A 25,837-nucleotide genomic window follows, 5' to 3' on the forward strand; every position below is an offset into this window, starting at 1 on the left:
CCCATTGTGGGATAGCGCTATCGCGCGAACCGGGGATACACCGATCGCGTCTGAGGTACTCCGGTTGATTGAACTCGAGTACTGCCGAGCCAATTCTCACGTTTCGTGCAGGAACGCCCGAAGTCGCTCGAGCACCAGCTCGAGTCGCTGATCGCAGAGTCGGACCGCCGTCGGATCGAACTTCAGCCACGGCCCGACGGTGTTCGGTCCGACGAAGGCGGATACCTTCTGCGGATGTCGCAACATCACAGATGCGGCGATCGGACCACCTCACTCTCTGCTCATAAGACGCTGCCTCACCGCGAACATCCAGTAGGCTCCGCTGCCGAAAGAGTTCGCCGGGTTGGCCGCAGCTTTGCGGCAAGGACATGTCGAGATCCCAGCCTCGGCTCCGTCCCCGCCTCGAATCGGCAGGACAGCAATTGGAGGAATCGATCCCATGGCCCACATACAGCGTTTCGACCACGTCGGCATCACCGTCGCGGACCTCGACTCGGTAACGGCGTTCTTCGTCGGACTGGGCCTCGAGGTAGAGGGCACCGGATCCGTGGAGGGCGAGTTCGTGGAGACCGTCTGCGGCATCCCCGGCGCGCACTGTGAGATCGCAATGCTGCGGCCGCCCGACGGCGGGTCCCGGCTGGAGCTCGCGACGTTCGTCACGCCCGACCACGTGCCCGGATCGCCAACGGCAATGGCCAACGAGCTCGGGCTGCGCAACGTGTCCTTCGAGGTCGCCGACCTCCAAGCAGCCGTCGATGCGGTGGCTGCGGACGGGTACGGGCTCATCGGCGGCATCGGCGAGTACGAGAACAGCGTGCGGATGGCCTACGTGCGTGGGCCCGAAGGGATCATCGTGTCCCTGTTCGAACAGCTCGGCTGACGGGGGTGCGCGCTACCGCGTGTGTCCATTCACCGTGGACGCGGTGGCAGCTGGACAACGTGTACTGAATGCCCGGCTGTGGCAGTCCTGTTCGCCGATCCGTGAGCACTACCGCAGTTGGTCGCGGCGGCGGGTCAGGTAGGCGGTCTCGGCGGTGTTGCCCGCCAGCCCGATGGCTTTGTCGTACGCCGCGCGCGACTGCTGACTTCGGCCCAGCCTGCGCAGCAGGTCGGCGCGGGTGGCGTGATAGGCGTGATAGCCGGCCAACCTGTGCTCCAGCTGATCGATAGCCGCCAGCGCCACCGCAGGGCCGTCGAGCTCCGCGACCGTGATGGCCCGGTTGAGCGCAACGATCGGCGACGGATCGATGCGCACGAGCTGGTCGTAGAGGGCGAGGATCTGCGACCAGTCGGTGTCGCGCGCGTCGCGGGCGGAGGTGTGCACGGCGTTGATCGCCGCGAGAATCTGGTAGCGACCCGGAGCCACCCCGGCGGCGGCAGCGGCGAGGCGCTCGCGCACCAGCTGGTGTCCCTCGGCGATCAGCGTGGCGTCCCAGGCACCGCGGTCCTGCTCGGTCAGGGGGATCAGTTCGCCGCCCGCCGAGACCCGGGCGGGGCGGCGGGCCTCGGCGAGAAGCATCAGTGCCAACAGTCCGGCCACCTCACCGTCGTCCGGCAGGAGGGCGCGGATCAGGCGGGTCAGCCGGATGGCCTCGGCGGTCAGGTCGTGCCGTAGGGGATCGGTGTCGGGGCCGGTGGCCAGGTAGCCCTCGTTGAAGACGAGAAAGAGGACGGCGAGTACGCCGGCGACGCGTGCCGGGAGGTCCTCGGCGGCCGGCACTCGATAGGGGATGCGGGCCGCTTTGATCTTGGCCTTCGCGCGGGTGATCCGCTGCCCCATGGTGCTTTCGGCCACCAGGAAGGCGCGGGCGATCTCGGGCATGGTCAGGCCGCCGACCATCCGCAACGTCAGGGCCATCCGGGTCTCCATCGCCAGCGCCGGGTGACAGCAGGTGAAGATCAGCCGGAGCCGGTCGTCGTCGATGGCGCCGAGGGGCTCGGGCGGGTCGTCGTCGTACACCATCTGAGCCTCCTTGTGCTTGTCGTCGCGCTTGTTCTCGCGCCGGATCCGGTCGATGGCCTTATGGTTGGCGGTGGTGGTCAGCCAGGCGCCGGGATTGGGCGGTACGCCGTCGGCCGGCCACCGCTCGACGGCGATCGTGAACGCCTCGGCCGCTGCCTCCTCGGCGATGTCGAGGTTACCGAAGCGCCTGGTCAGGGCCGCGATCACGCGGGCCCACTCCTCGTGGTGGGCCCGCGTGATCGCCTCGTCGACGTCGCTCACTGGAACGGCCGCACCTCGATCTTCCGATCGCAGACCTTCGACGCCTCGGTCGCGAGCTCGAGCGCCACATCCAGGTCGGGGGCCTCCCACACCCACAAGCCGGCAAGGTACTCCTTCGACTCCACGAAAGGCCCGTCGCTGAACACCGCCTGCTCGCCCCGATTGTCGACCACCGTGGCTGCGTCGGTATCCGCGAGGCCGCCCGCGAAAACCCAGTAGCCCTCGGCGATCAGTCGTTCGTTGAACACGCTGATGTCAGGCTGCCTGTCCGTGCTGCCGGGATTGCTCTTGTCATCGATCACGGAAACCAAATACTGCATCTGAAGATCCTCTCTTGTTGTGTCAAGACAGCGTGGTTCGGTGGTCAGGGACTTCAGGCCCTTGCATACCGCGGGCGCCCGGCGGGCCGGTAGACCTGGATCGTCACACCCTTCGAGTCGACCCGTGACTCGACCAGGTCGAGCGCAAGATCCGGACCGGTCTCCGGGAACAGTCTCGCGCCCTGGCCGAGGATCACCGGGATCACGATCAGAGTCATCTCGTCGACCAGACCGTTCTCCAGCAGCCACCGGGTCAGGGAGCCACTGCCGTGCACCTGCAGCTCACCCCCGGGCTTGGCCTTCAGCTCGCTGATGTCCGCCGCGAGATCACCGTGGAGAACCGTCGTGTCCTCCCACCCCGGCGCGGTGAGCGTGGTCGAGGCAACGTACTTGGGGGCCTCGTTCAAGGCCGCGCCGATGGGATGTGCGCGCATCGATCCCCAGTAGCCGGCGAACAGCTCGTAGGTGCGCCGGCCGAACAGGAACGCCTCGGCGCGCGGGTAGGTCTGCGTGATGAACGTCCTGGTCTCGTCGTCACCCGCCCCCAGGGCCCATCCGCCGCGCTCGAATCCGTTCCTGCGGTCCTCATCCGACGCGCCGCCGTTTCCCTGCATCACTCCATCGATGGTGATCTGAGTCATGGTCGTCAGCTTCATGATCGCGGTTCCTTACCTTGGCGCCGCCCCTTGTGGGCGGCCTCACCACTGCTACGAACACCACCGCCCCGATCCGACACCGCCTCCGGACTTCTTTCAAAATAATCTTCCTGGTCGCCGGACGTCAGCGATCCGACACGGCATCCCCGACTTCCGCAGCGAGGTCGCCATGCGGCGGCCATCGCACCCACTGAGCGCAATCGACCGGTCGCCGATCGCCCGCAGGGTTCGTAGCCTTCGATCGGGGTGTGCTTGGTCGAGCGGGCCTGAACCCCTCAGCTTTTGTGGGTGGATGCAAGTGATAGAAGTTCTAGCCATGATCCTCCCGAAGGTCCGAGACCCACGCTTCGTCACGATCCGCCGCGGTGGGACCCTCACCGACTCGGATCACCGGCTGCTGGCGCTCTGGGCAGCATCGTGCGCGGAGCACGTCCTACATCTGTTCGAGTCGAGTCGGCCGGAGGACCCGCGACCGCGTGAGGCGATCGAGCATGCCCGCGCCTGGGTGCGCGGGGAGGTCACGATGATGCAGGCTCGCGCAGCGGGCGGCCATGCGATGGGCGCGGCCAGAGACCTACGTGGAGCGGCACGCCACGCGGCCTACGCTGCGGGGCAGGCCGGAGCCGTCGCGCACGTCGCAGCGCACGAACTCGGTGCTGCCGCCTATGCGATCAAGGCCGCACGGGCTGCCGCGCCGGAGGGGGAGGGCGAGGCAGCAGGACGACGGGAGTGCCGGTGGCAGCGTGACCAGCTCCCTGAAGCGATTCGCGAGCTCGTTTTCGACGACCAGCGGTTGCGGAACGACATCTGCTGGTCGGTGTTCGACTGCTGAGCGTCGGGATGCCGGCGCCGGCCTCGAGTCCGTGTCGACCGTGACCTGTGGACACCGTCACCGAGAGCGACGTCGTCAGTAAGGCTCCCGGCCAGAACCCGGTCAAGCGCTGACGTCCACGGCAGTCCCGAGCACACCGGCGCCACGCCCTTGTCGCCGTCTCTTCCCTTCGCCTATGTCCGGCAATACCTGCGGATTCAGGGCTTTCGCACGGGGGTGTACAGGTCTCGGCTGTGCCGATGAATTTCGGATGGATCCGTGGTCGATACCTCTGGACACACCGACAGCGGCAGGCCCGTGCCGGCACGGTTCCAGCGCGGGAGGAAACACATGGAGGAACTGGGATGCGCAAGTTGATTCTGGGCTTTTACGTCTCGCTCGACGGCAAGAGCGCTGACGCGGACAACGGAATTCGAGACGTCATGATGAGCATCGACGACCCCGAGCAAGAGGAATACTTCGTCAGCCGACTGTGGGATGCTGGGGCATTCCTCATGGGCCGCAACACCTACGAGATCATGGCCGGATACTGGCCCACCTCCGACCACCCGTCCGCCAAGGCCATGAACGAGATCCCCAAGGTCGTGTTCTCCCACACCCTGAAATCCGCCGACGACTGGCCCGAGACCCGGATCGCCAGCGGTGACACCGCCGAGGAGATCGCCAAGCTCAAGGCCGAACCCGGCAAGGACCTCGTCGCCGCCGGTGGCACCGAGTTCATGCACTCGCTGATCAGGCTCGGTGTGGTCGACGAGTACCGGCTGTGGGTATTGCCCGCCGCCACGGGCAAGGGCGCGCCGTTGTTCCCGGAGTTGGATCAGCCCGTGAAGCTGAGTTTGGTGAAAAGCACCGCCTTCCCGTCCGGCGTCCTCGAATTGGTGTATACACCAGTCGACAAGTAGGACCGGGTCGCCCTGCCGTCGCACTGATGGTCCCGGCGTCTGCTGACGACGTGACCGCTACGAGTTGTCGTTATGCCGGCTCTCTCATCACGCCGAAATGGCGCACCGTCCCGGAAACGCCTGGAAGCTCTTGCACGGGCGACCAGGTGCGCAGCCCATCCGTGCTGTCGGAATAGAGATACTTTCCTTCGGTGTAGGCGTCCAGATACATCCGCCAGGCGCCGTTCGGCAACTGAACCAGGGCTGGGCCCTCCACCAGCGAACCCCAATTTCCGGGCGGAACGAACGAATAGGGTCCCGTCGCCGACGACGCGACCGCATGCTCGACGACCTTCTTCGTCTCGTTCTTGGTGAATGCGTGGTAGGTCGATCCCACCTTGACCACAGTGGTGTCGATGTGGTCCGCGCCGATCCCGGCGAGCGGAACAGGCGGGCTCCACAACCTGAGCGACGGTTCCAGCGCCGTCATCAGATACGGCACGAATCCTCCCCCGGTCGACAGCGACAGGATGACATTGATGCGGTCGCCGTCCACGAACCATTCAGGCGCCCAGGCTTTGGTGACGAATGGCGACAGCGACGGTCCGTCCTTGAACCCGGCCGACCCCGACAAGCCCGGCGGGGGCACGGGACCTGTACCGGCCCCCGTGCCTGGCATGAAGGCGCAGCAAAACGGGACGGGATAGGACTCCAGGAAGGTCCAGTTGATGCGGTCACTGCTGCGCGCGAAGCCGATATTCGCCCCACCGCCTGTCGTGTAGGTGAGGTAATACAACCCGTCTGTGTTCCGGAAGATGCTCGGGTCACGCACCAGCCCTGCCGGGGGCCGAAATGCCGACAGTCGGGCGGGTAGGAATTGAGTGGCGTCCCCCGACTCGAAAACATCCATGTCCCGGTCGCTGGCGCTGCTGAACGCCACCATCGTGTATCGCCAGGCGGGCGGTGCGGCGCCGCTGCTCCCCGGGGCCGCGACCAGCAATCCCGCGACTGCGAGCAGCACCATCGATATGGCGGAAAGGCTGGTTCGATTGGTCAGCATCACCGGTGCAGTATCTATGACAGCAGGGGCACCATGCGTAACTTTGGCCGCGGGCGCCTGCACCGGGATGTGGCGGGGTGACGACTACTTTGCAGAGTCGGGGTTTTTGCGCTGGTTGGCGTTGAAGCGCGCCTTCTTCTCACGATTCCCGCACGTGTTCATGTCACACCATTTGCGGGTGCGACTCTGGCTGGTGTCGAAGAAGGCGGCTCGGCAGGTTGGCGATGCGCACAGGGCCAATCTTCCGTCCCGTTCGCCCGCGATGATGCTGATCGCGTCGGCGGCGATCAGGCCCAGGGCATCTTCAACGCAGGAAGTCGCACTGAGTCGCCATCGCCTGACGCCCTCGCGCGTCAGGATTGCCGCGGCCCGACCCTGAATGCTGCAGTCATTGATGACTTGGACGGCAGACGCAGGGAGAGCGTCTTGGATCGCGGCCGCGGTCGCTGCGGCGTGAATTGATTCCCTCAGTTCCCGAGCAAGTTCGAGCTGGGCGGTGGTGCAGGATTCCACGCCGAGGCCATTCACTGCCAGCCAGTCGACGAGTCGAGACGGTGTGGGTATGCGCTCCACGGGCGTGCCGTAACGCTCACTCAGAGTCCCCGTGAAACTGGTCGCCAGCACGCTGCCGAGGCGAAAGTCAGGGAACGAAGCACGCATGGAACCACCTTAGCCGGTTGCACGCTGGTATATAGACATGCTAGAACCGTCTTAGCCGGTTCGCGGTAGGTCTCAGCCGGTGCCACGATGACCGGGAGGTCTCATACCCCGTCCAACCAGCGACGTGCAAGCATTTGAAGCCCACGCAACCGACGCTGACCTCGACGATCTACGCGCGCGATTAGCCGCGGCGCGACTACCGGAAGCTGAGACGGTCTATCGCGCCGCGCCCGACCCTCGCCGATGGGGGCAGGGCGTTCCTCTCGCCGACCTGGTCGATGTCGTGAACTACTGGCGCACCGGGTACAACTGGCGGTCGTTCGAAGCGCGCCTCAATCAGATCGGCCAGTTCCGCACGACCATTGACGATCTGGGATCCACTTCCTACACCGCCGATCCGAGCGCGCAGATGCCACTCCTCTGATCTTGACGCACGGCTGGCCGGGCAGCATTGCCGAGTTCATCGATGTAGTCGACGAGCTGGCAGATCCGAAAGATGCAGGCGCGCCGGCGTTCCACGTCGTGGTCCCGTCGCTACCAGGCTTCGGCTTCAGCGACAAGCCGGCCACCACCGGGTGGGGAATCGAAAAGATCGCGGCCGCATGGGTGGAACTGATGGGACGGCTCGGCTACAGCACATTCGCTGCCCACGGCGGCGACTGGGGAGGTGTGATCACCACGGTCCTCGGCGGCAGGTTCCCGGGGCACGTCCTTGGCATCCACACAACGACCGCGCAGGCACCGCCCGGGTTGACGACGGACGGGCTGACGGCGGCCGAGCGCACATGGACCGAGGAAACCCGCGATTTCTGGCACCACCACGCGGCGTACGCGAAGCAGCAGGCAACCCGACCGCAGACCATCGGCTACTCGCTCGTCGACTCACCAGTCGGGCTTCTCGCCTGGATCCTCGACAAGTTCGCCGAGTGGACAGATACCGAAGACAGCCCGTTCGAGACGATTTCCAGAGACAGGCTTCTCGACGACGTCACCCTGTATTGGCTGACGCGTACCGGCGCATCGGCAGCTCGCATCTACTACGAAAGCCACAACTCGCTCGACCCCGAACTTCGGGTCGACGTCCCGTCAGCAATCAGCGTGTATCCCCGCGACATCGAGAAGTGTCCGCGCACCTGGGCACAGGAACGATTCCGACAGATCGTCCGATGGAGGTCGCCCGAAACCGGGGGGCATTTTCCGTCACTGGAGGTTCCCGAGTATTTCGTCAAGGACCTGCGAGAAGGTCTCGCGGCAGTGCTGGCCGCTAACCGCTGACTGCGACTGGGTGCCGGGACTCGCAATTTGGTCCGAGGACCTGAGCTGCGCGTCGAATACTCGGCTCATCGCGAGAGTTGCGGCGGATCGCGGCCACCCGCGGTGGGACGCTCGAGTATCGCGCGTCGACCGCGCAGTGGAAGGCGGATCTCGCCGCGAGGCGCTCGAAGCCGGCGAAGCTCGCCGAACACGATCGGTTGCGAGAATATGTGCAGGACAGGCTGTCCGGTGCGATTCGTGCCGAAGACGGAACCGCGGTGGCAGGCCTGGATTGGCCGCAACGAGTCTCGGCGCGGTGATCCTCTGTGGGCGACGGCGTCGAGTCCGGAGCAGATCTCGAATCGCCTGCCGGTCGATCATCTTCGATGACCCGTCGATGCGCATTTCACCTGAGGCAATCTACCAATCGTTCTACGTCGAGGGTCGCGGCGGCTTGGAGCGGGGGCTCGTCGCGTGTTGCGCACCGGCCGGGCGCTACGTAAGCCCTCGTGCCCGATCGCGGGAACAGCGCACCGGATTCATCACCGAGGAGGTGACCATTGGCGCCCGTCCGGAGGAGGTCGAGAGCTGGAAGACGCCATCGGGAGGGCGACCTCCCTGCCCGAGTACCTACGCAGATCCGTGACATGGGATCGCGGAATGAAACTGGGGCGGCATGCCGAGCTGACGGCATCAACGGGTATCCGCGTCTACTTCTGCGATCCGTGCAGTCCATGGCAGCGCGGAACGAATGAGAACACCAATGGGCCTCTGCGGCAGTATTTTCCGAAGGGAACTGATCTATCCCGACACCATCTTCGTGAACTTCAGGCGGTCGCCGATGCGCTCGACAACCGCCCCCGAAGTCCACGGTTGGAGAACCCCAGCGAAAGTGTTTGCCGAACAAGTGCACTCGTGCTTGCGACGACCGATTGAATCCGCCCTCACACTGGTTTCACAGTCGAAGCCTTTGGATTTACGTCCCGCGGATGTCAGTTCGACAACATGTGGGTAGGCGTCTCCTTCTACCGGTGCCACCCTCCAAGGGCTCGATCTCGTGACGAGTTCGCCATAAATAGATCGGTTCGACAGAGCTCCCGAAAACGGATCGGTCACCGGACGCGCCACGGCCGGCCGTAGGGCGCCCTCGCCGATTGAATTTCTTTGGCCCAGGTGAGCATGGTGGTCGCGGAGGATGTCCCGAGTTCCGTGGAGTTTGGCGGCGGCCCGGTGACGGATCAGGCTGCGCTCACCTCGTCGTTGTGCATCAAGATTCGACAGGATCGGCGGACTCGCGTGTCAAGGTTCGCGGTCGCGAGGGTGTTGTCGGTTCTGTCGAGCTTGCGGGCGGGCTGATTCCAGTCGGCGGTTCAGAGCTTGTCGGCGAGCACGTCGAGGTTGCTGATTTCGGGCGGCGCAGCGAAGAGTTCGTCGGCGCGTTCGCCGAGGGCCTTGCCGACCGGCCCATTGAGATGTGTTTCGCGGGCGGTCTCGTCGGGGAATGCGTCGATGATGCCGAACGTCGAGGGACCGAACCGTACCGCCAACCAGGGCTTCGTGCCGGGCTCCTGCTCGACGAGCGGCAGCGCCGATCGGAGGAATTCCTCGACCGCGTTTTCCTTGCCGGGTTTGGCTTCGAGTCGGACCAGCAGCGCCTTGGTGGCCATGTCGGGTCTCCTGTTCGAGGTGGTGGACATGGTCCAGCATCACACCATCGACCGGTAAAGGGAAGGAGCGCCCGAGCCCACAAGTCAAGGAAACCAATCTCACCCCTAGCAATCGTGGAGCCGAAAGAGGAGACTCCATGTGGAGAGAATGCGACGCCTGGAATGCACCCGCTGTTCGTCGGACGTGACGCGAAAAATGGTGGTGTGCAAAGATTTTGGGTGTCGCTTTCATTTCCGTGCGCTGTCGCGTCTACCCCACAGCAGCACGATTCATTCGGTCGGTCGCACACGCGTAAGCCCCTGTGGCCGCCGGGCCGGCATCGACCGGAAACGCAGCATCAGGGAGTCGAGATGAAAGCGCTTGTGTACGACGGGCCACGTGAGGTTCATGTGAAGGATGTGCCCGATGCGAGGATTGAGCAGCCGACTGATGTGCTGGTAAAGATCACCAGCACCAACATTTGCGGGTCGGATCTACACATGTATGAGGGCCGCACCGACCTGGAGCCCGGGATGGTCCTCGGTCACGAAAACTTGGGGATCGTCGCCGAGGTGGGCAATGCGGTGGTCAAGGTCTCACCCGGGGATCGGGTGTGCCTGCCGTTCAACATCGGCTGCGGTTTCTGCCGAAACTGCGAGGAAGGGTTGACCGCGTTCTGCCTGACGGTGCACCCGGATCCGAAGATGGCCGGCGCCGCATTCGGTTTCGCCGGGATGGGGCCGTTCTGGGGCGGACAGGCGGAATATCTGCGGGTGCCGTTCGGCGACTTCAACTGTCTGCGGCTGCCCGAGGATGCCCAGGACAAGGAAACCGACTACGTGATGCTCTCCGACATCTTTCCCACCGGATGGCACTGCACCCGCCTGGCCGACATGCGGCCCGGCGATTCGATGGTGATCTACGGGGCCGGGCCGGTCGGCCTGATGGCGGCATACTCGGCGATGATCCAGGGCGCGAGCAAGGTGATGATCGTCGACCGTCATCCCGACCGGCTGCGGCTCGCCGAGCAGATCGGGGCCATCCCCATCGACGACTCCACCGGCGATCCGGTCGAACAGGTTCTCGATCAGACCGACGGTCACGGCGCCGACAAGGGGTGTGAGTGCGTCGGGTACCAGGCGCACGACCCGCAAGGTCACGAGGACGCCGCGATGACGATGAACCGGCTCGTCGACTCGGTGCGCTTCACCGGCCACATCGGCGTGGTCGGCATCTTCCTGCCCCAGGACCAAAACGGCCCCGACGAACTGGAGCGCCAGGGCAAGATCGCCTTCGACATGGGCAAATTCTGGTTCAAGGGGCAGAAGATCGGTACCGGACAGGCCAACGTCAAGCACTACAACCGGCAGCTACGCGACCTGATCCACCAGGGTCGGGCCACACCGTCTTGGATCGTGTCTCACCAGCTGCCGCTGGCCGAGGCCGAGTCCGGCTACCAGCATTTCGATGCCCGCGACGACGGATGGACCAAGGTCGTACTGCATCCGTGAGTCGGCCCGGACCGAGAGGAGCAGAGCGATGGCAACAGCGCTGCAGGGTAAGCGGATCGCGATACTCGCTGCCGACGGGGTCGAACGAGTCGAACTCGAGCGACCCCGCGAGGCGGTCCAACAAGCCGGTGGGCACACCGAGTTGCTGTCGTCGAAGACCGGCGAAATCAGGTACGCAACAACGACCTCGACGCGACCGGCACGTTCACCGTGGACCGGGCCGTGTCCGATGTTGCGGTCGACGACTACGACGCCTTGCTCCTGCCGGGCGGCACCGTCAACCCAGACGAGCTGCGGATCGAGGAGGCGGCGATGTCGTTCGTGCGCGACTTCATCGGTTCGGGAAAGCCAGTCGCGGTGATTTGCCACCGTCCCTGGACCCTGGTGGAGGCCGGTGTGGTCAAGGGCAGAACGCTCACCTCATCCCCGAGTCTGCGGACCGACCTGCGCAACGACGGGGCCAAAATGTCGTGGACGAAGAGGTCGCCATCACATAGAGCGACGCGCCAACCAGGTGATATCGGAGAACAACATCACTGGTGAATAGCAACGGGCGATGATCATGACCACTGGTCGACGATGACGGTCGACGACGGCAACGCCGCCGGCGGATCCACCGGCCGCGAGCCCGACACCGACGGATCGCAGGAGTCGAATGGGCGGTCGGTGGGCAACCTGGAGTTGTTCTTCGACCTCACCTTCGTGTACGCGATGTCGCAGGTCACACACCTGATGCTCAGTGACATCTCCTGGCAGGGTTTCGGCCGGGGTGTGCTCGCTCTGCTCGCTCTGTGGTGGGCGTGGGTGTGCTACGCCTGGCTGACCAACACATTCGAAACGGCGCGGGTGATGCAGACGACTTTGATCATCGTCGCGATGGCGGCGATGCTCATCGCGGCGATCGCACTGCCGACCGCATTCACCACCGGGGCCCTCGTTTTCGGGCTCGCATTGCTCGCCGTCCGCGTCATCAACGTCGGTATGTTCCTCGCCTCGTCATCCCGAGACGAGGCTGAATTGGCGACGGCGATCCGCCGACTGGTGCCGGGCCTGCTCGTCGGGCCGGCCCTGATCGTCGCCGCTGCTTTTGTGGCGTCCCCCTACCGAGAGTTGCTGTGGGTCGCGGCGGCGGCGGTCGACTTCGGTGGTCCCCTGGTAGCGGGAATCAGCGGACTTCGGGTCGTACCTTCGTATTTTATCGAGCGCCACGGTTCGGTCATCATCATCGCGCTGGGCGAGACGATCATCTCGCTGGGGGCGGGGGCAACCGAAAACCTGCGCCATCCCGGTGTCCTCGGCGCTGTGGTTCTCGGGGTACTGATCTCGGCCACCCTGTGGTGGACCTACTTCGGCCTCACCGCCGGCGCCGAAGAACGTATGCAGCGAACACGCAGTGTCGATCGGGCACGGTTGGCGCGCGACGCCTACAGCTACCTGCACCTGCCGCTCGTCGCGGGGATTGTCTTCTTCGCCCTCGGGGCACGGGTTTCGGTGGAACACATCGACGAGCCGCTGGCGCCGCTGGCCGCCCTTGCCCTCACCGGTGGGGTGGCACTGTTCTACGCCGCCGAGGTGGCCTACCGATGGCGTGACCACCATCAGCTCACCGTCGATCGGCTCCTCACCGCCGCCGCTGCCCTCCTAGTTTTTCCGCTGGCGATTTCCGTCCCCGCCGTCTTGTCGCTGACCGTTCTTACCGCGATCGGAGTCCTGCGACTCGCATGGGAGCTGTGGCGGCGCCCGCAGATAGGCACCGGCATAGCGGGAGCCGTATGGTGAGAACGACTCCGCTGACGTAAGCACCGTCTAGCTAAACTTCACGGCGTTGCAGTGAGTGGGGGATTGACTTGCGCCGACGACTTCGCCCCCGTCGGGTTGTCGTCCGCCCCCAGTAGTCGCGGCGTTGGGACGAACTGCTGCTACTGCCTGGTCAGCTCCGCGTACCGGGCCACGTGGTGATCGGGTGAGCCGAACTTGTACTGGACGGCGGTCAGCCTTGACCGCGGTGGCCCTTCCGGGCTCGTCCGCGAAGGCGAGGCGAGGCGATCTGGGACCTGGTGGGCCCGATGGCCGAGGAGATTCGGATAGTGTACTGACGCAGGGTATGTGGGCGCCCGTTGATCCGGTGTCGACGGGCGGCCCGTCCACCCTGCGCCTAGGCAGTGAGATCTGAGGTGCTTCACGCTTGTCCGGGAGTCACGGGACCGAGCCGCGGGCACAATAGAGAGACCAAGTCCGAGGAGAGGGGGCAGGCTGCTCGCGTGGTCCGAGCATCCAGCCGAAGACCTCCATGACCTTGTCGGTGCGGCCAGCGACGAGATCGGCGCTCCCGTGGTGATCGGCTTCCTCTATTCCGTCTACAGTTCCCCCGGCGCATCGCTGATACTCGTCTACCGCGGCCGCGTCGACTCCCTCGCCGAGGGCGGCGACGGGTTGGCGACCCGGGAGGGCGGGAAGGTGACCGTCCTAGAGTCGCATCGAGCCGGACTCCAGGTACCGCTGGTGGAACGAGAACGCCTCCCCGAGCAGGTGCGGCGTCTGGCCGGCTCCCGGAGTGGCGTTCGCCCGCTCGACGTAGTCGGTGAGCAGCGGCCGGAATTCCGGATGCGCGCAGCGCTCGATGATCACCCGTGCCCGGCGGCGCGGCGACAACCCCCGCAAGTCGGCAAGGCCCTGCTCGGTGACCAGTACCTGGGTGTCGTGCTCGGTGTGGTCGACGTGCGGGGTCATCGGGACGATCGAAGAGATCGCCCCGTTCTTCGCCGTGGACGGGCTGAGGAACATCGACAGGTACCCGTTGCGGGCGAAGTCCCCGGATCCGCCGATGCCGTTCATGATCTTGGTGCCCATCACGTGCGTCGAATTGACGTTCCCGTAGACGTCGGCCTCCAGCATCCCGTTCATCGCGATGATTCCCAATCGGCGGACCACCTCGGGGTGGTTGCTGATTTCCTGCGGGCGGAGCCGGATGTGCTGCCGGTAGAAGTCGATGTTGGAGGTCAACTCCTCGATCCCCGCCTCCGAGAGTGCCAGCGCGGTCGCCGACGCGAACCGGACGGTGCCGTGCTTGATCAAGTGCAGCATCCCGTCCTGGATGACCTCGGAATAGCAGGTCAAACCCCGATACGGACCGCGGTCGAGCCCGCCGAGTACGGCATTGGCCACGTTTCCGACGCCCGCCTGCAGTGGCAGCAGAGTGTTCTCCGGGAGCCGGCCACGCCGCACCTCGTGGTCGAAGAAGTCCAGCACGTGGGCCGCGATCGCCTCACTGACCGCATCCGGAGCGGCCAGCGGGCTCGCACTGTCGGGGGTATGTGTCTCCACCACCGCAACAACCTTGGCTGGGTCCACCCGGTAATGCGGTTGCCCGATCCGGTCCTCGACGTCGGTGAGTTCGATCGGCCGGCGGTGCGGGGGCAGAGCTGTGCCGTAGTAGATGTCGTGGATACCGTCCATCGCGTCCGGGACCCACGAGTTGACCTCGAGAATGACCTTCTCCGCGACGTCGAGCCACGTCTTGTTGTTTCCGACCGACGCCGAGGGGATCAGCTCGCCGGTCTCGGTGATGCCGGAAACCTCGACGACCGCGACGTTCACCGCGCCGTAGTAGCCCTCCCACACCTGCTGGGCCACGTGTGAGAGGTGGATGTCGACGTAATCCATCCGCCCCTGGTTGATCTTCTGCCGCGCCGTCGATTCCGCCTGGTACGGCATCCGCAGGGCGATTCCGTCGATCTCGGCGAGCATCCTCTCGGTCTCCGTCGACACGGACGCCCCGGTCAGCAAGTCGATGGTGAAATTCGCGCCGGCCGCGCGGGCGGTGTGAATCCGACCAGCCAAGGCCGGGATGACGGCCTTGGGTGTCCCGGCACTGGCGAAGCCGCTGACGGCGACGGTGTCACCCGGACCGATGGCCTTGACCGCTTCCTCCGCCGACGTCACCTTCTGCTGGAACGCCGAGTGTCGAATCCGGCTCGACTGCACCGGGGACGCGGGATCACTGATCTGGAGGCTCACGCCGGACAGTGTAGGAGTGGGCGACGTGACGCGACCACCCCGAAGATCGTGATGTTCACCGGATCACATCCGGTGTTCCCGGCCCTCGACCGTTCGTCGCGGCGGACCCGCCGCTCGTCGGCTCCGCGAGGTCGCCCGCCGAGTCGCGCCCGAATGCGCGTCGGATCGTGATCTTGGTCACTTCCCCGGCGCTTCCGTGAAAAAGCCGGGCGATCATGCGGCGACAGGTCTCGATTCCTGGCCGCCCGACAGCGATGGTCATAGGAACACCGAGTCAGGACGGACGCTCGAGCTCGCGATAGCGATCAGGGGGCGGGCCGTCGCCGACCCACTACTCGGTCCCGTTGTCCCATCACGGGCGCACAAGCATCGAGGGCGCTCAACGCGTGCCCACATGGGCGCTTCGTCGAGCGAGGTGAACTCCGGAGACATCTCGTACGATTCCTCGCCGCCCCAGGAGCCTGGGTAAATGCCCTAGTCCTCGGCAGGAACAGGTCGAGCCCACTGGACCGACCCGGGCTCGCCGGTCGGAATCCGCCGCCAGGTCAGGTGCACCACTCCACTCCACACCGCCCGATCGCACCGAGTAGATCGTCACCAACAGTGATAAGTAGTCTCGCCTCGTTCTTGTCACCTTCGGCGACCCGTGGATCGTTCAGAACCTCGACCAGTCGCTCCTGGACCTCGCCGACATGATCATCGGTGAGTGGATCATCCCGAGGAGCCTCGACGATGCGGTGGTGCAGGTCGTGATCTGCCCCTGCCTACATGCCCACGCGGCATGCAGGACTGTCTTCGGCTCACCGCCTGCCCGGGCCGAGCAGCCTCGACCAGTGAACCGGCACCGCATGCGTCGACGATCAAGCTGGGCTCACGGCGGTGTCAGGGCGAATCGGGCGATCACGTCTGGCAACCAGTCGGGTTCGCCGAATTGCAGACCGTAGCGTCCGGCGATAGCGGCGATCTGGGTGACATCCGGTTCGCCGGCGGCGATCAGTTCGGACATTTCCAGGAAGCAATGTTCGAAACCGGCCGGACTGATGATCTCGATCATGTGCGCCGGAACGGTGCCGGCGTTCCACATGGCGTGCATCTCACCCCGGGGCTTTGTGATGTATCCGCCGGATTCGAGAACGGCCTCCCGGTCGCCGGAGCGGAATCCGATCACACCCTGGGTGACTATCGAGAACTCGTCCTCCCGCGTGTGCAGATGCGGCGGCACCAGCGCACCGACCGGGAACGGGTGCTCGACGACCGACAACACCCCGCCGGTATCACGGCCCCAGAGCTTGAATTCGACCCCGATCGGGCCCAAGTTACCGGTCTTCCCGGTCCCCGGCGGCACGACGACCAGCGATGGGGGATCGGTTGTGCTCACGCTTCTCACCTACTCACCGATGTTGACAGATCGGGTCGCACGTTGTCCGCTCAACTTTTCGCCGACGGCGCAGGCGTTGTCAACGTTCTCGGGGCATAGCCGATCGATGATCTGGGCTCCGTGATCGATGCGCAGGCGATGCAGAATTCGAGGGCAGCCGTGTAGACCACGACACCGTTCGCAAGGTCAGGCAGTGATACCGCGGAGCACATGACGCTGCTTCGTAACCCATGATGCCGATTGAGGAACCCACACGGCACGTCCCGAAACCGGCCCCTAACCGAAACTCGCTGACCAGCACAAACCCGATAGTCTCGTCCAGTGATGATTTTCCTTTCGGGGCGTTGAATAGAGCCCTCCGAAGGATCGGGATCACCCCGTCGGCTACTCAGAACCAACGCGGAACCACGGGACAGGCAGCTGGTAGGGGCAAAGTGTCCGCTGAAGAAATGCTGTCGAGGTCGTCGCGTCCCAAAATGTCATCGGCGGCCAGACCCCACACCAGGTCGCTCCGATCAGGGGGCAGCAAACCTTGCCCAATGTATGTGTTCTCGCTCAGTGAGGTTTGACGGCGGCCGGGATACCAAAGCCGGGAACGGTGCGGTAATGGATCGGTTTGCGGGGTGGGAGGTTCGCCTGTTGCTGCCAGCGGGTCATGTCTTCGATCGACCAGTTTCCGGACTGGCTGGTGAGCGTGAAGTAGAACTCGAGCAGGGCGCCGAACTGGCCCGCCTGTTTCGGGGTGCGCGGCCTGGGCAACCGCCTCGGGCTGATCGAGGATCACAGACCGCAAACCCACCACCGGGCGACGAAGTCAGGGGAGTGGAGCGGACCACCGCAGTGTGGTCCCGCCGCCGAGGGTCGAGTCGACCGCGCAGTGCCCGTTCACCTCCCGTGCCCGGGCGGCCAGATTGTCCAATCCGCTCGTGACAACGTTCTGGGCGAACCCCTTGCCGTCGTCCGCGACCTCGATGGCGAGATCGTCGTAGACGGAGATGCTGACCGTGACCGTGTCAGCTCCGGCGTGCCGCACCGCGTTGCTCAATGCCTCACGCAGCACGGCCTCGGCATGTTCGGCGAGCCCGGAGTCGATCACCGACAGCGGTCCGGACATGTGCACGGTGGTGCGAAGCCCGGAGTCCGCGGTGGCCTCGGCGACAATGTCGTGCAACCGCCGCCGGAACTGGGTCATCCCGCCCGAACCGCCGTGAAGGTCGAAAATGGCGGTACGGATGTCACGCACGATGTCATGCAGATCGTCGACCGATTGTTCGAGCCGCTCCTTGACGATGGGAGCCTTGGCCCGTTGCAGAGTGCTCTGCAGCGACAGGCCGACCGCGAAGAGCCGCTGAATGACGTGGTCGTGCAGGTCGCGCGCGATCCGATCGCGGTCGGACAAGACATCGAGCTCGTGCATCCGACGCTGACTGTTGGCGAGCTGCAGCGCGACGGCCGCCTGATCCGCAAATCCCGACATCAACGCCAGCTGGTCGTCCGTGAACGGCGCCGCGTCGACGTGACGGAGCGTCACCAGTACCCCCACCACCGACTGTGCTGCCCGTAACGGAAGCGCCAATGCCGGACCGAACCGATCCCGGGTCGCGAACCCGGGGTCGAAGGCCAGCGCAGTGACCCGCAGCGGCGTCCGCTCGCGGAAAGCCTCACCGGAGGTGGACCTCTCCACCGGGATCGATCGGCCGATGATGCGATCCGACACCGTCCCGGCCGACGCCGTGACCACGAGCTCGGTGATCTCGTCCGACGGGATGTCCGGATCGTCCGGCACCGCGAGGAAGGCGCTGTCGGCGGCGGTGAGGGCGAGCGCGTCGTCGGCGATGACCTGCAGCACCGCGGCGGTGTCACTTCCCGCGAGCAGTTCGGTCGCGATCTCACGAGTCGCCTCGAGCCACGCCTGCCTCGCGCGGGACTCCTCGTACAGGCGGGCGTTCTCGATCGCGATGCCGGCGGCGGCCGCGAGTGCGCGCAGAAGGACCTCGTCGTCCTCGGTGAACTGTGCATCGTTGGCCTTCTCGGTGAGATACAGATTCCCGAAGACCTCGTCCCGGATCTGAATGGGCACTCCCAGAAAGGTTTTCATCGGAGGATGGTCGGGCGGGAATCCGACCGAGGCGGAGTGCCGGGACAGATCGTCCAACCGCATCGGCTTCGGATCCGTGACGAGGAAACCGAGCACCCCCCGGCCGCGGGGCAGGTCACCGAAACGTTCACGGGTCTCCGCGTCGATGCCCTCGAAGACGAACTGGCTCAGACCCCCACCCGAACCGACCACCCCCAGCGCGCCGTAGCGGGCATCCACCAGATTGATCGCGGCATGGACGATGGTGCGCAGCGTGTTGTCGAGGTCGAGCCCGGACGCGACGGCGAGCATCGCCTCGAGCAGGCCGTCGACGTGATCTCGGGCATCGACGATCTGTTCGACGCGTTCCTGCACCTCGGTCAGGAGCTCACGGAGCCGAAGCTCGGACAGGCTGCCGAGTAACGGACCTCGGTCGGGCTCATCCGGTCGACGGGTCACCCACGCATTGTCCCACGTCGTGACACCGCCGGGAGTCGGAACACTGACCGGTACGCACAACCGTGCCGGTCCGGGCCCGTCAGGTGCCGGACGGTCGAGGCGGCATCTTCGTGGCGAGCACCGCGGCCTGGGTCCTCCGCTCCACACCCAATTTGGTCAGCAGCCGTGACACGTAGTTCTTGACCGTTTTCTCCGCGAGGAACATCCGCGCCGCGATCTGACGGTTCGTCAGCCCCTCACCGAGCAGGGCGAGCAACGTCCGTTCCTGATTGGTCAGGTGCCCGAAGATTCCGTCCTTGTCGGTGGCGTCCGCACGCACCTTGGTCATGAGGGTGCCGGCCGCGCGACTGTCGAGGAGCGATTTGCCGGCCCCCACGTCGTGCACCGCCTGCGCCAGTTCCATGCCCCGGATGTCCTTCACCACGTATCCACTCGCCCCGGCGAGAATCGCGTCGAGCATCGCCTGCTCGTCCGTGAACGACGTCAGGATGAGGCAATGCAATTCCGGCATCAGCGAGTGCAGTTCGCGGCACAGCTCGATTCCGTTGCCGTCCGGTAGGCGCACATCCAGGACGGCGACATCCGGCGTCACAGCCGGGATGCGCGCCACAGCCTGCGCGTAGGAGGCAGCCTCGCCGACCACGGTCAATTCGGGATCGGCGGTGAGTAGATCCGCGATCCCGCGTCGGACGACCTCGTGATCGTCCACCAGAAAGACCCTGATCATGGGGCAACCTCCAGTCCTGGCTGCGTCATCTTTCCGGGGACTCAGATTACGCTAACAAGCACCGGGGCCGTGGTGTCGTCATCGCGCGCCTGTGCGGGCTTCGCGCCGCCGCGGACGGTGCGGCATCAACATGGCCACCGCCAGACCGACGGTGGCGACGAGTGTCGCCGCGGCGCCGACGCCGACGAGGGGAGTAGCGAGCCAGGCCCCCAGCAGGACGACCAGACCGGCGGTCGCCGCTCCCGTCGCCACCGCGAGCACGAGCCCGGCAGGATGTGCGTACAGGACTTCCCCGGGCTCGTCGTCGCGCACCCGCGATCCGGTGGAGTGACCTTCGAACATGATGTCCTCGTTCCCTTCGCCGACGAGGGGTTCCGGTGTCGTGTGTCGGCGTCTACCACAACGGTGCGGTAACAGCGCCCGCAATTCCAGGGCCGAAGGTCACTCGTCCGGTCCCGAGGTGCCGCTACCCGCCGGGAATCGGCCTGCGCGTCGGTCAGCGGGAGGCGGTTCGGCGACCGACGGACAACACCGATTCGACGGGTCGTCGCGGAGTCTGCCGGGGCGGAGACTTCTTCTCCGTGGTCCCCACCCGGATCAGGGCCTGCGGGAAACCGCGGTCGGGGAGTAGTTCGCGGATGATCTCCCGGCCCTGCCGTAGTTCGGTCATGTGGGTCAGCGGACACGTCGACAGACTCTCGACGGTTGCCTCCAGGAGCACCGCGGAGAGCGCCTCGCCTGCTCGGAGCCACTCACCGCGGCCGTCGCTGTCCGTGCTCAACACCAGAACCGTCGAGCGGTCGATCTCCGTGGTCGCGCCGGTGTCTCGGCCGGCCGGGAAACGGCGCCCGATGGCGACGCGGTCGCGGTTGTCTGCGGTGGCGAGCGCCTCCGCCGGGATTCCGCCCTGCGGGTTGGAATGACCTGCCCACCAATGGAGTTCGGCTTGATATGCGGAGTCGTATTTCCGCGCGGCCGCGGTCATTTCGGTCGCCTTCGCCAGGGTCGGACGTGCGTCCTGCCCCAGCACCGTGAGGTGGACGTCCCGGCGGCGCACCACGGCGGGCAAGGCCGCGGGCAACGGGGCCTTCACGCTGACCGGGCCGAAGGGCCTGCGGTCGGAGTGCCGGTGCCGGATCGCTGCGAGCAGATCGAAGTCGTGTGACTGCGGCCGGGCGTCGCGGCGGAACCTGATCGTTGCCAAGTGCCCCGAGTGAGGACCCTCCGGGACGCGCTGAATGTCCGCGGACCACTTGAGAGCGGTCAGCGCCGTCTGGAGATGATGCAACGCCGCGCCGCAACTCACGACCAGTTGCCGGCCCGTGGGATCCGTGGACGCCAAGACCCGGCCGCGGTCGGTGTACAGGTCGAGTCGGCCGTCGGCGTACGCCCACTGCCACGGCTGGCTGTTGTGTACCGACGGCGCCCGGCACGCCAGATCGACGGCAATGCGAACCACGTTCTCGTCGGGAACGGTGCTGTCCATGATCGCCTCCTCGGGGGATGGAGTTCCGCCCGCGACCGGCTACCACAGCCGGTGCATACCTCTCAGTGTTCGCCGTTCGACGACAGGAGATTAGGGCCGATGGTCATCGGCGGGCCGTGGGTTGTCGCCGATTTCCCACGGCCAATACGTCACAGTGACGAATTGACCGTGGGCGGGCGTAGAGGATGGGATGGCCAACGTCGAACATTAATTCGAACTGCGGACTCCGGGCCACTCGCTGGGCGGCGGCCGAATTGGCCTTACCGGCCCGGCGCCGCACATCCGTCGGCGTGAATATTATTCAGCCCGGCCGCCTGCGGTGTTCAGGGAAGATACGAACGTGGAAACCATGGTGGCCAGTGCTTGTGGTTGCTCGAGATGAGGCCAGTGTCCTGCGCCGGCGATCTGCCTGACCTGCACCTGAGCGAATCGGGGGATGACCGCCGCGTGGAGCAGGTCTTCGGTGACGAACCCGTCGCCGTCGCCGCGCACGATCAGGGTCGGCCCGGTGTAGGAGCTGGGGAGGTTGCCGGCGGGATGCCCTTCGTTCCATGCGTCGAAGTAGGCCTCGACGACGTCCGGACGCAGCCGGGCGCCCTCGTCGGCCAGACGATCGAGGGTGTCCGCATCCAGTGAGACGGTCAACTGCGCCCGCCCAGCACGTTGGCCCGCGGCGTCGCCACCGAGACTGCGGAATGATGCTGCCGCCTCCCCCGTCAGGTTGGTGCCGGCCAGGGGCACGGGAGTCACCAGCACGAGGGCTGCAACGGCATCCGGCCGTTCCTGTGCTGCCAACTCCGCGACGAGTGCACCCATGCTCTGGCCCACCAGGACACACGCTTCCTCCTGGTCATCGATGGTGGCCGCGACGTCGCGCGCGAATCGTTCGAGCGTGAAGGGGCCTGCTTCGGATACCCGGGATCCGACGCCGGCCAGATCGATGCAATGCGTTTCGAACTTCTGCAACGTCGGCGTCTCGACTACGGGGCCCCACACCAAGGCATCGTCCAGGAAACCGTGGACGAAGACGATCGCGGGTCCATGTCGGCTGCCGCGGCGGTCCGCTGCTGCGGTGTTCGTGGTGGCGATGTGTGGAGAATTCATCAGGACCTCTGCCCTAGAAGTGAAGGTGATGTGATCGGAGTCGACGTAATCGTAAGCAAGTTACCTATGTCACGCAAGAGTCCGCGATGACTCATCCAAAATGCCCGCGTAAGCCCTCCGTTGCCTCACGTGAGAATGCGCGTGTAGCGGTGTGTCGATCGGTGGGGTGGTCGGGGGAGGGCCGGATGCTGGGACTGGGCATGGCTGAACGCAGTGCCGTCACCACGGTGATCCGACCCGCTATCAGCGCCGGCAAGCCGGACAAGGCAAAGATCCCGGGGCGAGTTGTGCGCCACGACCGGCTGGCATCGCGACCATGCCCGCAAAGGCATTGCGGGCAGCGCTGTCCGGAGGTGGTGCGTCCCCGGACTTGCGGCCACCGACGTACGGGCGAACGTTGTTGCCGCGTTGATCTTCTGCTGGGCGGTGTTGGGAAGGCCGGCCGGGAAGTGGCCGGCACCGGCACCAATCCTCGACGACACTCACGTCGGCATCAACCCCGCCGCCATCCAACGACAGATTCAGACATTGTCCGCCAAGCTGATCACCCCTCGCCGCCGCCGAGAACACACCTCCTGGGAAGGCCGCCGTTACGCGGGCGCAATCGGATGAGGAAACGAACCAGACTTCGCGGGCAACGTGAGGCCGCAGGAAGTGGATTCCGCATTGCCATCACACATCCGCGGTTCGCTCCGGGGTGGTTCGGATCGATCCACACATGCGTTTGGTCAGCCAGGCACTGCTTCTCACGGGGTGGACAGCAGACCCAGTGCGCCGTACCACACCGGACCCTGATTCAGCCGGTTCGGGTGGAGTTCGATCATCTCGTCGAAAAATGCTTGAGGCGTCGGAGTTTCGTTCAACAGCCGCTTGGCGTCCAGAAGGTACTGTCGCGTTTCATCTATGGTTTTCGGGTCGTCTGCCAGGTTCGGGTCCTTATGGCCGGCGACAACCGCTTTCGGGTTGAGTTCGTCAACGATGTCCAACGCCTTCAGCCACGAGTCGAGACCATGGTCGCCGCACTCGAGCAACATCTGATGGACGCCGTTGTAGACAACGTCACCGGCAACGACGAGGTCGATGGAGGGGACATGCAGGACAGTGGTGTCGTCGGTGTCGGTGTGCCCGACTTCGATGGCTCGCATCAGCTGCCCTTCGATCGTGAAGCCCTCCGTCGGGACGGGTTCGGCCACAATCGGCGAATCCGGTACCAGGCCGGGAAAGACTTTGTCCCACAGTTGCTCACGGCCGACGGTTGCCTGCTCTCGCATGACGCGGATTGTCCCTTCGGTGGCGTAGGCGCGAGCACCGGGGAAGCGTTCGATCAGAGCGGATGTGCCGAACCAGTGGTCGCCGTGTCCGTGCGTGGCGTAGATGTGGGACAGACGCTTGCCGTGTTGCTCGACCCAGTCCCCCACTTGTTGGACCTGATCGAAGGTGAAGGGTGCATCCACCAGCACGGCTTCGCTGTCCCCGTAGATGAGGGTGACCGACAGCGGTGATGAGACGATAGGGTCCCCGTTCGGCATGCGCAGGTCGGTCACTCTCGGCGTGCCGTCGAGAACGAGGACGTCATAGGACAGTGGGTTTGTCATGGATCTACTCCTCAGCTTCAGGGTCAATGATTTCGACTTGATCAAACAAGCTACGGTCATGTCAAGGATAGGGGAATATCGGTTGAGGTGAAAGCGGGAATCGCCCACTCCCGCGTCCGGGTGGATGTCATACATAGTGATTGACCGCGGTTCCGGGACTCCCCGGGACCGGCAAGTCTTTGCTCTACCCCTCTGCGGGGAGCTTCGCCAGCTCGACGACATAGGCGTCGAGGTTTGGGGCTTGTGTTCCAGCCGCCTTTGATGCCGGGCAAAAGCCATAAAGTTATGCCTACGGGCAGGGGCCATGTCATCGTTGACACCTCGCGAAGCGGAATCCTGAAAGAACACTCACGGACGTCCTAACAGAGTCAAAGTGCGATAGGATATGTCAGCGGTGGCCGGTTATCGTCCGGCAGCGGATTGTCAGAGCTGGGAGTCTTTGTGAATCGGAAAACATTGGTAATCGCTGCAAATGGTCGTGTGGCGAGCCGTGTGGTTGCCGAACTTCACGCGGTCGGCTCGGCACCTACCGCTCTTGTGCGGGATCAAGCGAAAGCCGTGGAGACCTTACGGACCAGCAGCGGCGAGCGCACGTTCGGGGAACTCATCGTCGGTGAATTGACCGACACGGATCTCGTCGAGTCGGCGATGCGTGATGTCGACGTCGCATTCCTCGCTCTCGGAAGCAGTCCGGACCAGGTCGCTCTCGAGAAGAGGGTGATCGATGCAGCGGCGCGCACCGGGCTCGCGCACCTGATCAAGTTGTCCGCTGCGTACGCGAACAGCGAGTCGTCGGTATCGGTGCTTCGAGTGCACGCAGAAATCAACGACTATCTCGCCGCAAACGCTGTGCCTTCGACGCTCATCAGTCCGTCGACCTTCATGGAGATCGTCTACCTGGGTGCAGTGTCGCTCAGGGAGACCGACGGCTGGGTAGGCACCGCCCCGCGGGGCGCCAACGCGCTCATCGATTCACAGGATGTGGTCGACGCGGTCATTGCCGTGATCCGGGACCCGAGCACGCGCGGTGGCGAGTACGTCCTCACCGGGCCGACTGCCCTCACCTGGCCCGACGTCGCAGCAGCCCTGAGCAAGACCGTCGGGCGAGAGATCACCTACCGGCCGGTCGACGTTGCCGAACGCGTCGCACAACTTCATGCGGCCGGACTGGATGACTGGCGCATCGAGCTTCTAATCGGCCTCGACGACATCAACCGCCACGGCTTGTATGCCGAGCCGACAACGGATTTCGAACGTTTGACCGGCCGCCCACCCCGTGACATCACCAGTTTCATCGCGCGGAACGCGGAGACGTTCCGCGCTACCTGACGGTGCATCGGATCATGGGGCGGCCAAGCCACGACCGAGATGTACGTATGACACAGCTGTCGGCGTGTCGATCATGTCGCTGGACGAGCTCGGGATGGACGCGTCAGGGTCTGCAGGCTCAGGCGTTGGCCGGCATGGGCCTGCATGGGCCTGCATGTGGGATGACCGTCCGCGAAGTTCTCGAAGAACTCGGTTGGACGAGCTACTCGGCGCTCGGGCACTCGATGCGCGGCCTGACCGCGCTGCGCATCTCGATACTGATGCCTCACACCATCAGGTCCATCGTCGCGATCTCACCGGTCACTCCTGCCGGACCCCCGGTGGACGAGGCGACATTGGAGGCATTCTCCGCACTGTGAAACGATCCGGGGCCGCAATCAGGGCGGTGCTGATGCGAGAGGCCGACCTGGTACGACTCTTCGCCCGGAACCGACCACGCTGGATCACCGGACATGGGTCTGGATCACCGGACATGGGTGAGGTAACTCCGAAGCCGGGTCGAGATGGCATTCTTCGACGGCCTGAACAGGTGCGCCGGCCCGGCCCCTCCTCTGCAGGCGAGAACGGCCCTTTGTGACCCCCAACTCGCCGGCAGTTCGGTGCCGGAATCACGCAGGTGC

The 25,837-nt window shown here is 65.1% G+C and carries 23 protein-coding genes and 3 pseudogenes; 10 read left to right on the top strand and 16 right to left on the bottom strand.

Annotated features, from left to right (window positions below; genetic code table 11):
- Nucleotides 1–96: 96 nt before the first annotated feature.
- A complete protein-coding gene (locus tag H0B43_RS34235) occupies nt 97–249 on the bottom strand; it encodes a hypothetical protein (RefSeq protein WP_185950093.1) in 153 nt (50 codons plus the stop codon).
- 190 nt (nt 250–439) lie between these two features.
- Between H0B43_RS34235 and H0B43_RS34240 the strand changes: the two genes are divergently transcribed.
- Nucleotides 440–880: a VOC family protein gene (locus tag H0B43_RS34240; protein WP_185723903.1), complete on the top strand. Its 441-nt coding sequence runs from the start codon at nt 440–442 to the stop codon at nt 878–880.
- A 108-nt stretch (nt 881–988) separates the two neighbouring features.
- Here H0B43_RS34240 and H0B43_RS34245 read toward each other — a convergent pair whose 3' ends face one another.
- Genes H0B43_RS34245 through H0B43_RS34255 form a run of 3 tightly spaced genes read right to left on the bottom strand, consistent with a single transcriptional unit; the run spans nt 989 to nt 3,200 of the window.
- Nucleotides 989–2,224, bottom strand: a complete 1,236-nt coding sequence (locus H0B43_RS34245) for an RNA polymerase sigma factor (RefSeq protein WP_185723902.1) — start codon at nt 2,222–2,224, stop codon at nt 989–991.
- On the bottom strand, nt 2,221–2,544 hold the full coding sequence (locus H0B43_RS34250) for a YciI family protein (RefSeq protein WP_185723901.1): 324 nt from the start codon (nt 2,542–2,544) through the stop codon (nt 2,221–2,223). Before H0B43_RS34250 ends, H0B43_RS34245 begins: the two co-directional genes overlap by 4 nt.
- Nucleotides 2,545–2,597: 53 nt before the next feature.
- Nucleotides 2,598–3,200, bottom strand: coding sequence for a dihydrofolate reductase family protein (locus H0B43_RS34255; protein WP_185723900.1), 603 nt, complete (start codon nt 3,198–3,200; stop codon nt 2,598–2,600).
- A gap of 316 nt (nt 3,201–3,516) precedes the next feature.
- On the opposite strand from H0B43_RS34255, the gene H0B43_RS34260 reads away from it, so the two are divergent.
- A complete protein-coding gene (locus H0B43_RS34260) occupies nt 3,517–4,032 on the top strand; it encodes a putative immunity protein (RefSeq protein WP_185723899.1) in 516 nt (171 codons plus the stop codon).
- 344 nt (nt 4,033–4,376) lie between these two features.
- A complete protein-coding gene (locus H0B43_RS34265) occupies nt 4,377–4,934 on the top strand; it encodes a dihydrofolate reductase family protein (protein ID WP_185723898.1) in 558 nt (185 codons plus the stop codon).
- Nucleotides 4,935–5,004: 70 nt separating this feature from the next.
- On the opposite strand, the gene H0B43_RS34270 is transcribed toward H0B43_RS34265, so the two are convergent.
- On the bottom strand, nt 5,005–5,973 hold the full coding sequence (locus tag H0B43_RS34270; protein ID WP_252189922.1) for a glycoside hydrolase family 43 protein: 969 nt from the start codon (nt 5,971–5,973) through the stop codon (nt 5,005–5,007).
- An 84-nt stretch (nt 5,974–6,057) separates the two neighbouring features.
- A complete protein-coding gene (locus H0B43_RS34275; protein WP_185723897.1) occupies nt 6,058–6,633 on the bottom strand; it encodes an ABATE domain-containing protein in 576 nt (191 codons plus the stop codon).
- A 103-nt stretch (nt 6,634–6,736) separates the two neighbouring features.
- On the opposite strand from H0B43_RS34275, the pseudogene H0B43_RS34280 reads away from it, so the two are divergent.
- Nucleotides 6,737–7,908, top strand: a pseudogene (locus H0B43_RS34280) (epoxide hydrolase family protein).
- A gap of 594 nt (nt 7,909–8,502) precedes the next feature.
- Nucleotides 8,503–8,823 (top strand): annotated as a pseudogene (locus H0B43_RS41970) (IS30 family transposase); the annotation flags it as partial.
- Between the two features lie 434 nt (nt 8,824–9,257).
- Here the strand turns inward: H0B43_RS41970 and H0B43_RS34290 are convergent.
- Nucleotides 9,258–9,554 carry a putative quinol monooxygenase gene (locus H0B43_RS34290; protein WP_185723896.1) on the bottom strand — a complete coding sequence of 99 codons (297 nt, stop codon included), beginning with the start codon at nt 9,552–9,554 and terminating at the stop codon, nt 9,258–9,260.
- A 162-nt stretch (nt 9,555–9,716) separates the two neighbouring features.
- Between H0B43_RS34290 and H0B43_RS34295 the strand changes: the two genes are divergently transcribed.
- The 3 genes and pseudogenes from H0B43_RS34295 (at nt 9,717) to H0B43_RS34305 (ending at nt 12,824) form a co-directional block, all read left to right on the top strand.
- A complete protein-coding gene (locus H0B43_RS34295) occupies nt 9,717–11,045 on the top strand; it encodes a glutathione-independent formaldehyde dehydrogenase (protein ID WP_252190873.1) in 1,329 nt (442 codons plus the stop codon).
- A 28-nt stretch (nt 11,046–11,073) separates the two neighbouring features.
- A pseudogene (locus tag H0B43_RS34300) lies at nt 11,074–11,536 on the top strand (DJ-1/PfpI family protein); the annotation flags it as partial.
- An 88-nt stretch (nt 11,537–11,624) separates the two neighbouring features.
- On the top strand, nt 11,625–12,824 hold the full coding sequence (locus H0B43_RS34305; protein ID WP_185723894.1) for a low temperature requirement protein A: 1,200 nt from the start codon (nt 11,625–11,627) through the stop codon (nt 12,822–12,824).
- A 687-nt stretch (nt 12,825–13,511) separates the two neighbouring features.
- Here H0B43_RS34305 and H0B43_RS34310 read toward each other — a convergent pair.
- The 9 genes from H0B43_RS34310 to H0B43_RS34350 all read right to left on the bottom strand — a co-directional run bounded on the left by H0B43_RS34310 (nt 13,512) and on the right by H0B43_RS34350 (nt 24,023).
- Nucleotides 13,512–15,029 (bottom strand): acetyl-CoA hydrolase/transferase family protein, encoded by a 1,518-nt coding sequence (locus H0B43_RS34310; protein ID WP_185729685.1) that lies wholly within the window; start codon nt 15,027–15,029, stop codon nt 13,512–13,514.
- Between the two features lie 904 nt (nt 15,030–15,933).
- Entirely contained in the window at nt 15,934–16,440 is a 507-nt protein-coding gene (locus H0B43_RS34315; protein ID WP_185723893.1) for a cupin domain-containing protein, read from the bottom strand.
- A 555-nt stretch (nt 16,441–16,995) separates the two neighbouring features.
- Nucleotides 16,996–17,199 (bottom strand): hypothetical protein, encoded by a 204-nt coding sequence (locus H0B43_RS34320; protein ID WP_185723892.1) that lies wholly within the window; start codon nt 17,197–17,199, stop codon nt 16,996–16,998.
- 55 nt (nt 17,200–17,254) lie between these two features.
- Nucleotides 17,255–18,976: a GAF domain-containing sensor histidine kinase gene (locus H0B43_RS34325; RefSeq protein ID WP_185723891.1), complete on the bottom strand. Its 1,722-nt coding sequence runs from the start codon at nt 18,974–18,976 to the stop codon at nt 17,255–17,257.
- A 79-nt stretch (nt 18,977–19,055) separates the two neighbouring features.
- Nucleotides 19,056–19,703, bottom strand: coding sequence for a response regulator transcription factor (locus tag H0B43_RS34330; protein ID WP_185723890.1), 648 nt, complete (start codon nt 19,701–19,703; stop codon nt 19,056–19,058).
- A 78-nt stretch (nt 19,704–19,781) separates the two neighbouring features.
- The gene (locus H0B43_RS34335; protein WP_185723889.1) at nt 19,782–20,045 is read right to left on the bottom strand and encodes a hypothetical protein; all 264 of its coding nucleotides are present in this window, start codon (nt 20,043–20,045) and stop codon (nt 19,782–19,784) included.
- Nucleotides 20,046–20,199: 154 nt separating this feature from the next.
- A complete protein-coding gene (locus H0B43_RS34340; protein ID WP_185723888.1) occupies nt 20,200–21,189 on the bottom strand; it encodes an Acg family FMN-binding oxidoreductase in 990 nt (329 codons plus the stop codon).
- A 297-nt stretch (nt 21,190–21,486) separates the two neighbouring features.
- Nucleotides 21,487–22,293 carry an alpha/beta fold hydrolase gene (locus H0B43_RS34345; protein ID WP_185723887.1) on the bottom strand — a complete coding sequence of 269 codons (807 nt, stop codon included), beginning with the start codon at nt 22,291–22,293 and terminating at the stop codon, nt 21,487–21,489.
- Between the two features lie 746 nt (nt 22,294–23,039).
- Nucleotides 23,040–24,023 (bottom strand): MBL fold metallo-hydrolase, encoded by a 984-nt coding sequence (locus H0B43_RS34350; RefSeq protein WP_252189656.1) that lies wholly within the window; start codon nt 24,021–24,023, stop codon nt 23,040–23,042.
- 306 nt (nt 24,024–24,329) lie between these two features.
- Between H0B43_RS34350 and H0B43_RS34355 the strand changes: the two genes are divergently transcribed.
- Together H0B43_RS34355 and H0B43_RS34360 are read left to right on the top strand one after the other, a co-directional pair.
- Nucleotides 24,330–25,217 carry an NmrA family NAD(P)-binding protein gene (locus H0B43_RS34355; RefSeq protein WP_312033619.1) on the top strand — a complete coding sequence of 296 codons (888 nt, stop codon included), beginning with the start codon at nt 24,330–24,332 and terminating at the stop codon, nt 25,215–25,217.
- Between the two features lie 161 nt (nt 25,218–25,378).
- Nucleotides 25,379–25,576, top strand: coding sequence for a hypothetical protein (locus tag H0B43_RS34360; RefSeq protein ID WP_185723885.1), 198 nt, complete (start codon nt 25,379–25,381; stop codon nt 25,574–25,576).
- Nucleotides 25,577–25,837: the final 261 nt, after the last annotated feature.

Source organism: Rhodococcus sp. 4CII (genome assembly GCF_014256275.1).
Lineage (GTDB): Bacteria > Actinomycetota > Actinomycetes > Mycobacteriales > Mycobacteriaceae > Rhodococcus_F > Rhodococcus_F wratislaviensis_A.

Coding starts and splice junctions, on each gene's coding strand:
- H0B43_RS34275 (WP_185723897.1), bottom strand. CDS start 6,633: ATGCGTGCTTCGTTCCCTGACTTTCGCCTCGGCAGCGTGCTGGCGACC.
- H0B43_RS34305 (WP_185723894.1), top strand. CDS start 11,625: ATGACGGTCGACGACGGCAACGCCGCCGGCGGATCCACCGGCCGCGAG.
- H0B43_RS34290 (WP_185723896.1), bottom strand. CDS start 9,554: ATGGCCACCAAGGCGCTGCTGGTCCGACTCGAAGCCAAACCCGGCAAG.
- H0B43_RS34335 (WP_185723889.1), bottom strand. CDS start 20,045: ATGTTCGAAGGTCACTCCACCGGATCGCGGGTGCGCGACGACGAGCCC.
- H0B43_RS34270 (WP_252189922.1), bottom strand. CDS start 5,973: ATGCTGACCAATCGAACCAGCCTTTCCGCCATATCGATGGTGCTGCTC.
- H0B43_RS34250 (WP_185723901.1), bottom strand. CDS start 2,544: ATGCAGTATTTGGTTTCCGTGATCGATGACAAGAGCAATCCCGGCAGC.
- H0B43_RS34360 (WP_185723885.1), top strand. CDS start 25,379: ATGACCGTCCGCGAAGTTCTCGAAGAACTCGGTTGGACGAGCTACTCG.
- H0B43_RS34255 (WP_185723900.1), bottom strand. CDS start 3,200: ATGAAGCTGACGACCATGACTCAGATCACCATCGATGGAGTGATGCAG.
- H0B43_RS34345 (WP_185723887.1), bottom strand. CDS start 22,293: ATGAATTCTCCACACATCGCCACCACGAACACCGCAGCAGCGGACCGC.
- H0B43_RS34295 (WP_252190873.1), top strand. CDS start 9,717: ATGCACCCGCTGTTCGTCGGACGTGACGCGAAAAATGGTGGTGTGCAA.
- H0B43_RS34240 (WP_185723903.1), top strand. CDS start 440: ATGGCCCACATACAGCGTTTCGACCACGTCGGCATCACCGTCGCGGAC.
- H0B43_RS34265 (WP_185723898.1), top strand. CDS start 4,377: ATGCGCAAGTTGATTCTGGGCTTTTACGTCTCGCTCGACGGCAAGAGC.
- H0B43_RS34330 (WP_185723890.1), bottom strand. CDS start 19,703: ATGATCAGGGTCTTTCTGGTGGACGATCACGAGGTCGTCCGACGCGGG.
- H0B43_RS34340 (WP_185723888.1), bottom strand. CDS start 21,189: ATGGACAGCACCGTTCCCGACGAGAACGTGGTTCGCATTGCCGTCGAT.
- H0B43_RS34350 (WP_252189656.1), bottom strand. CDS start 24,023: ATGTATGACATCCACCCGGACGCGGGAGTGGGCGATTCCCGCTTTCAC.
- H0B43_RS34260 (WP_185723899.1), top strand. CDS start 3,517: ATGATCCTCCCGAAGGTCCGAGACCCACGCTTCGTCACGATCCGCCGC.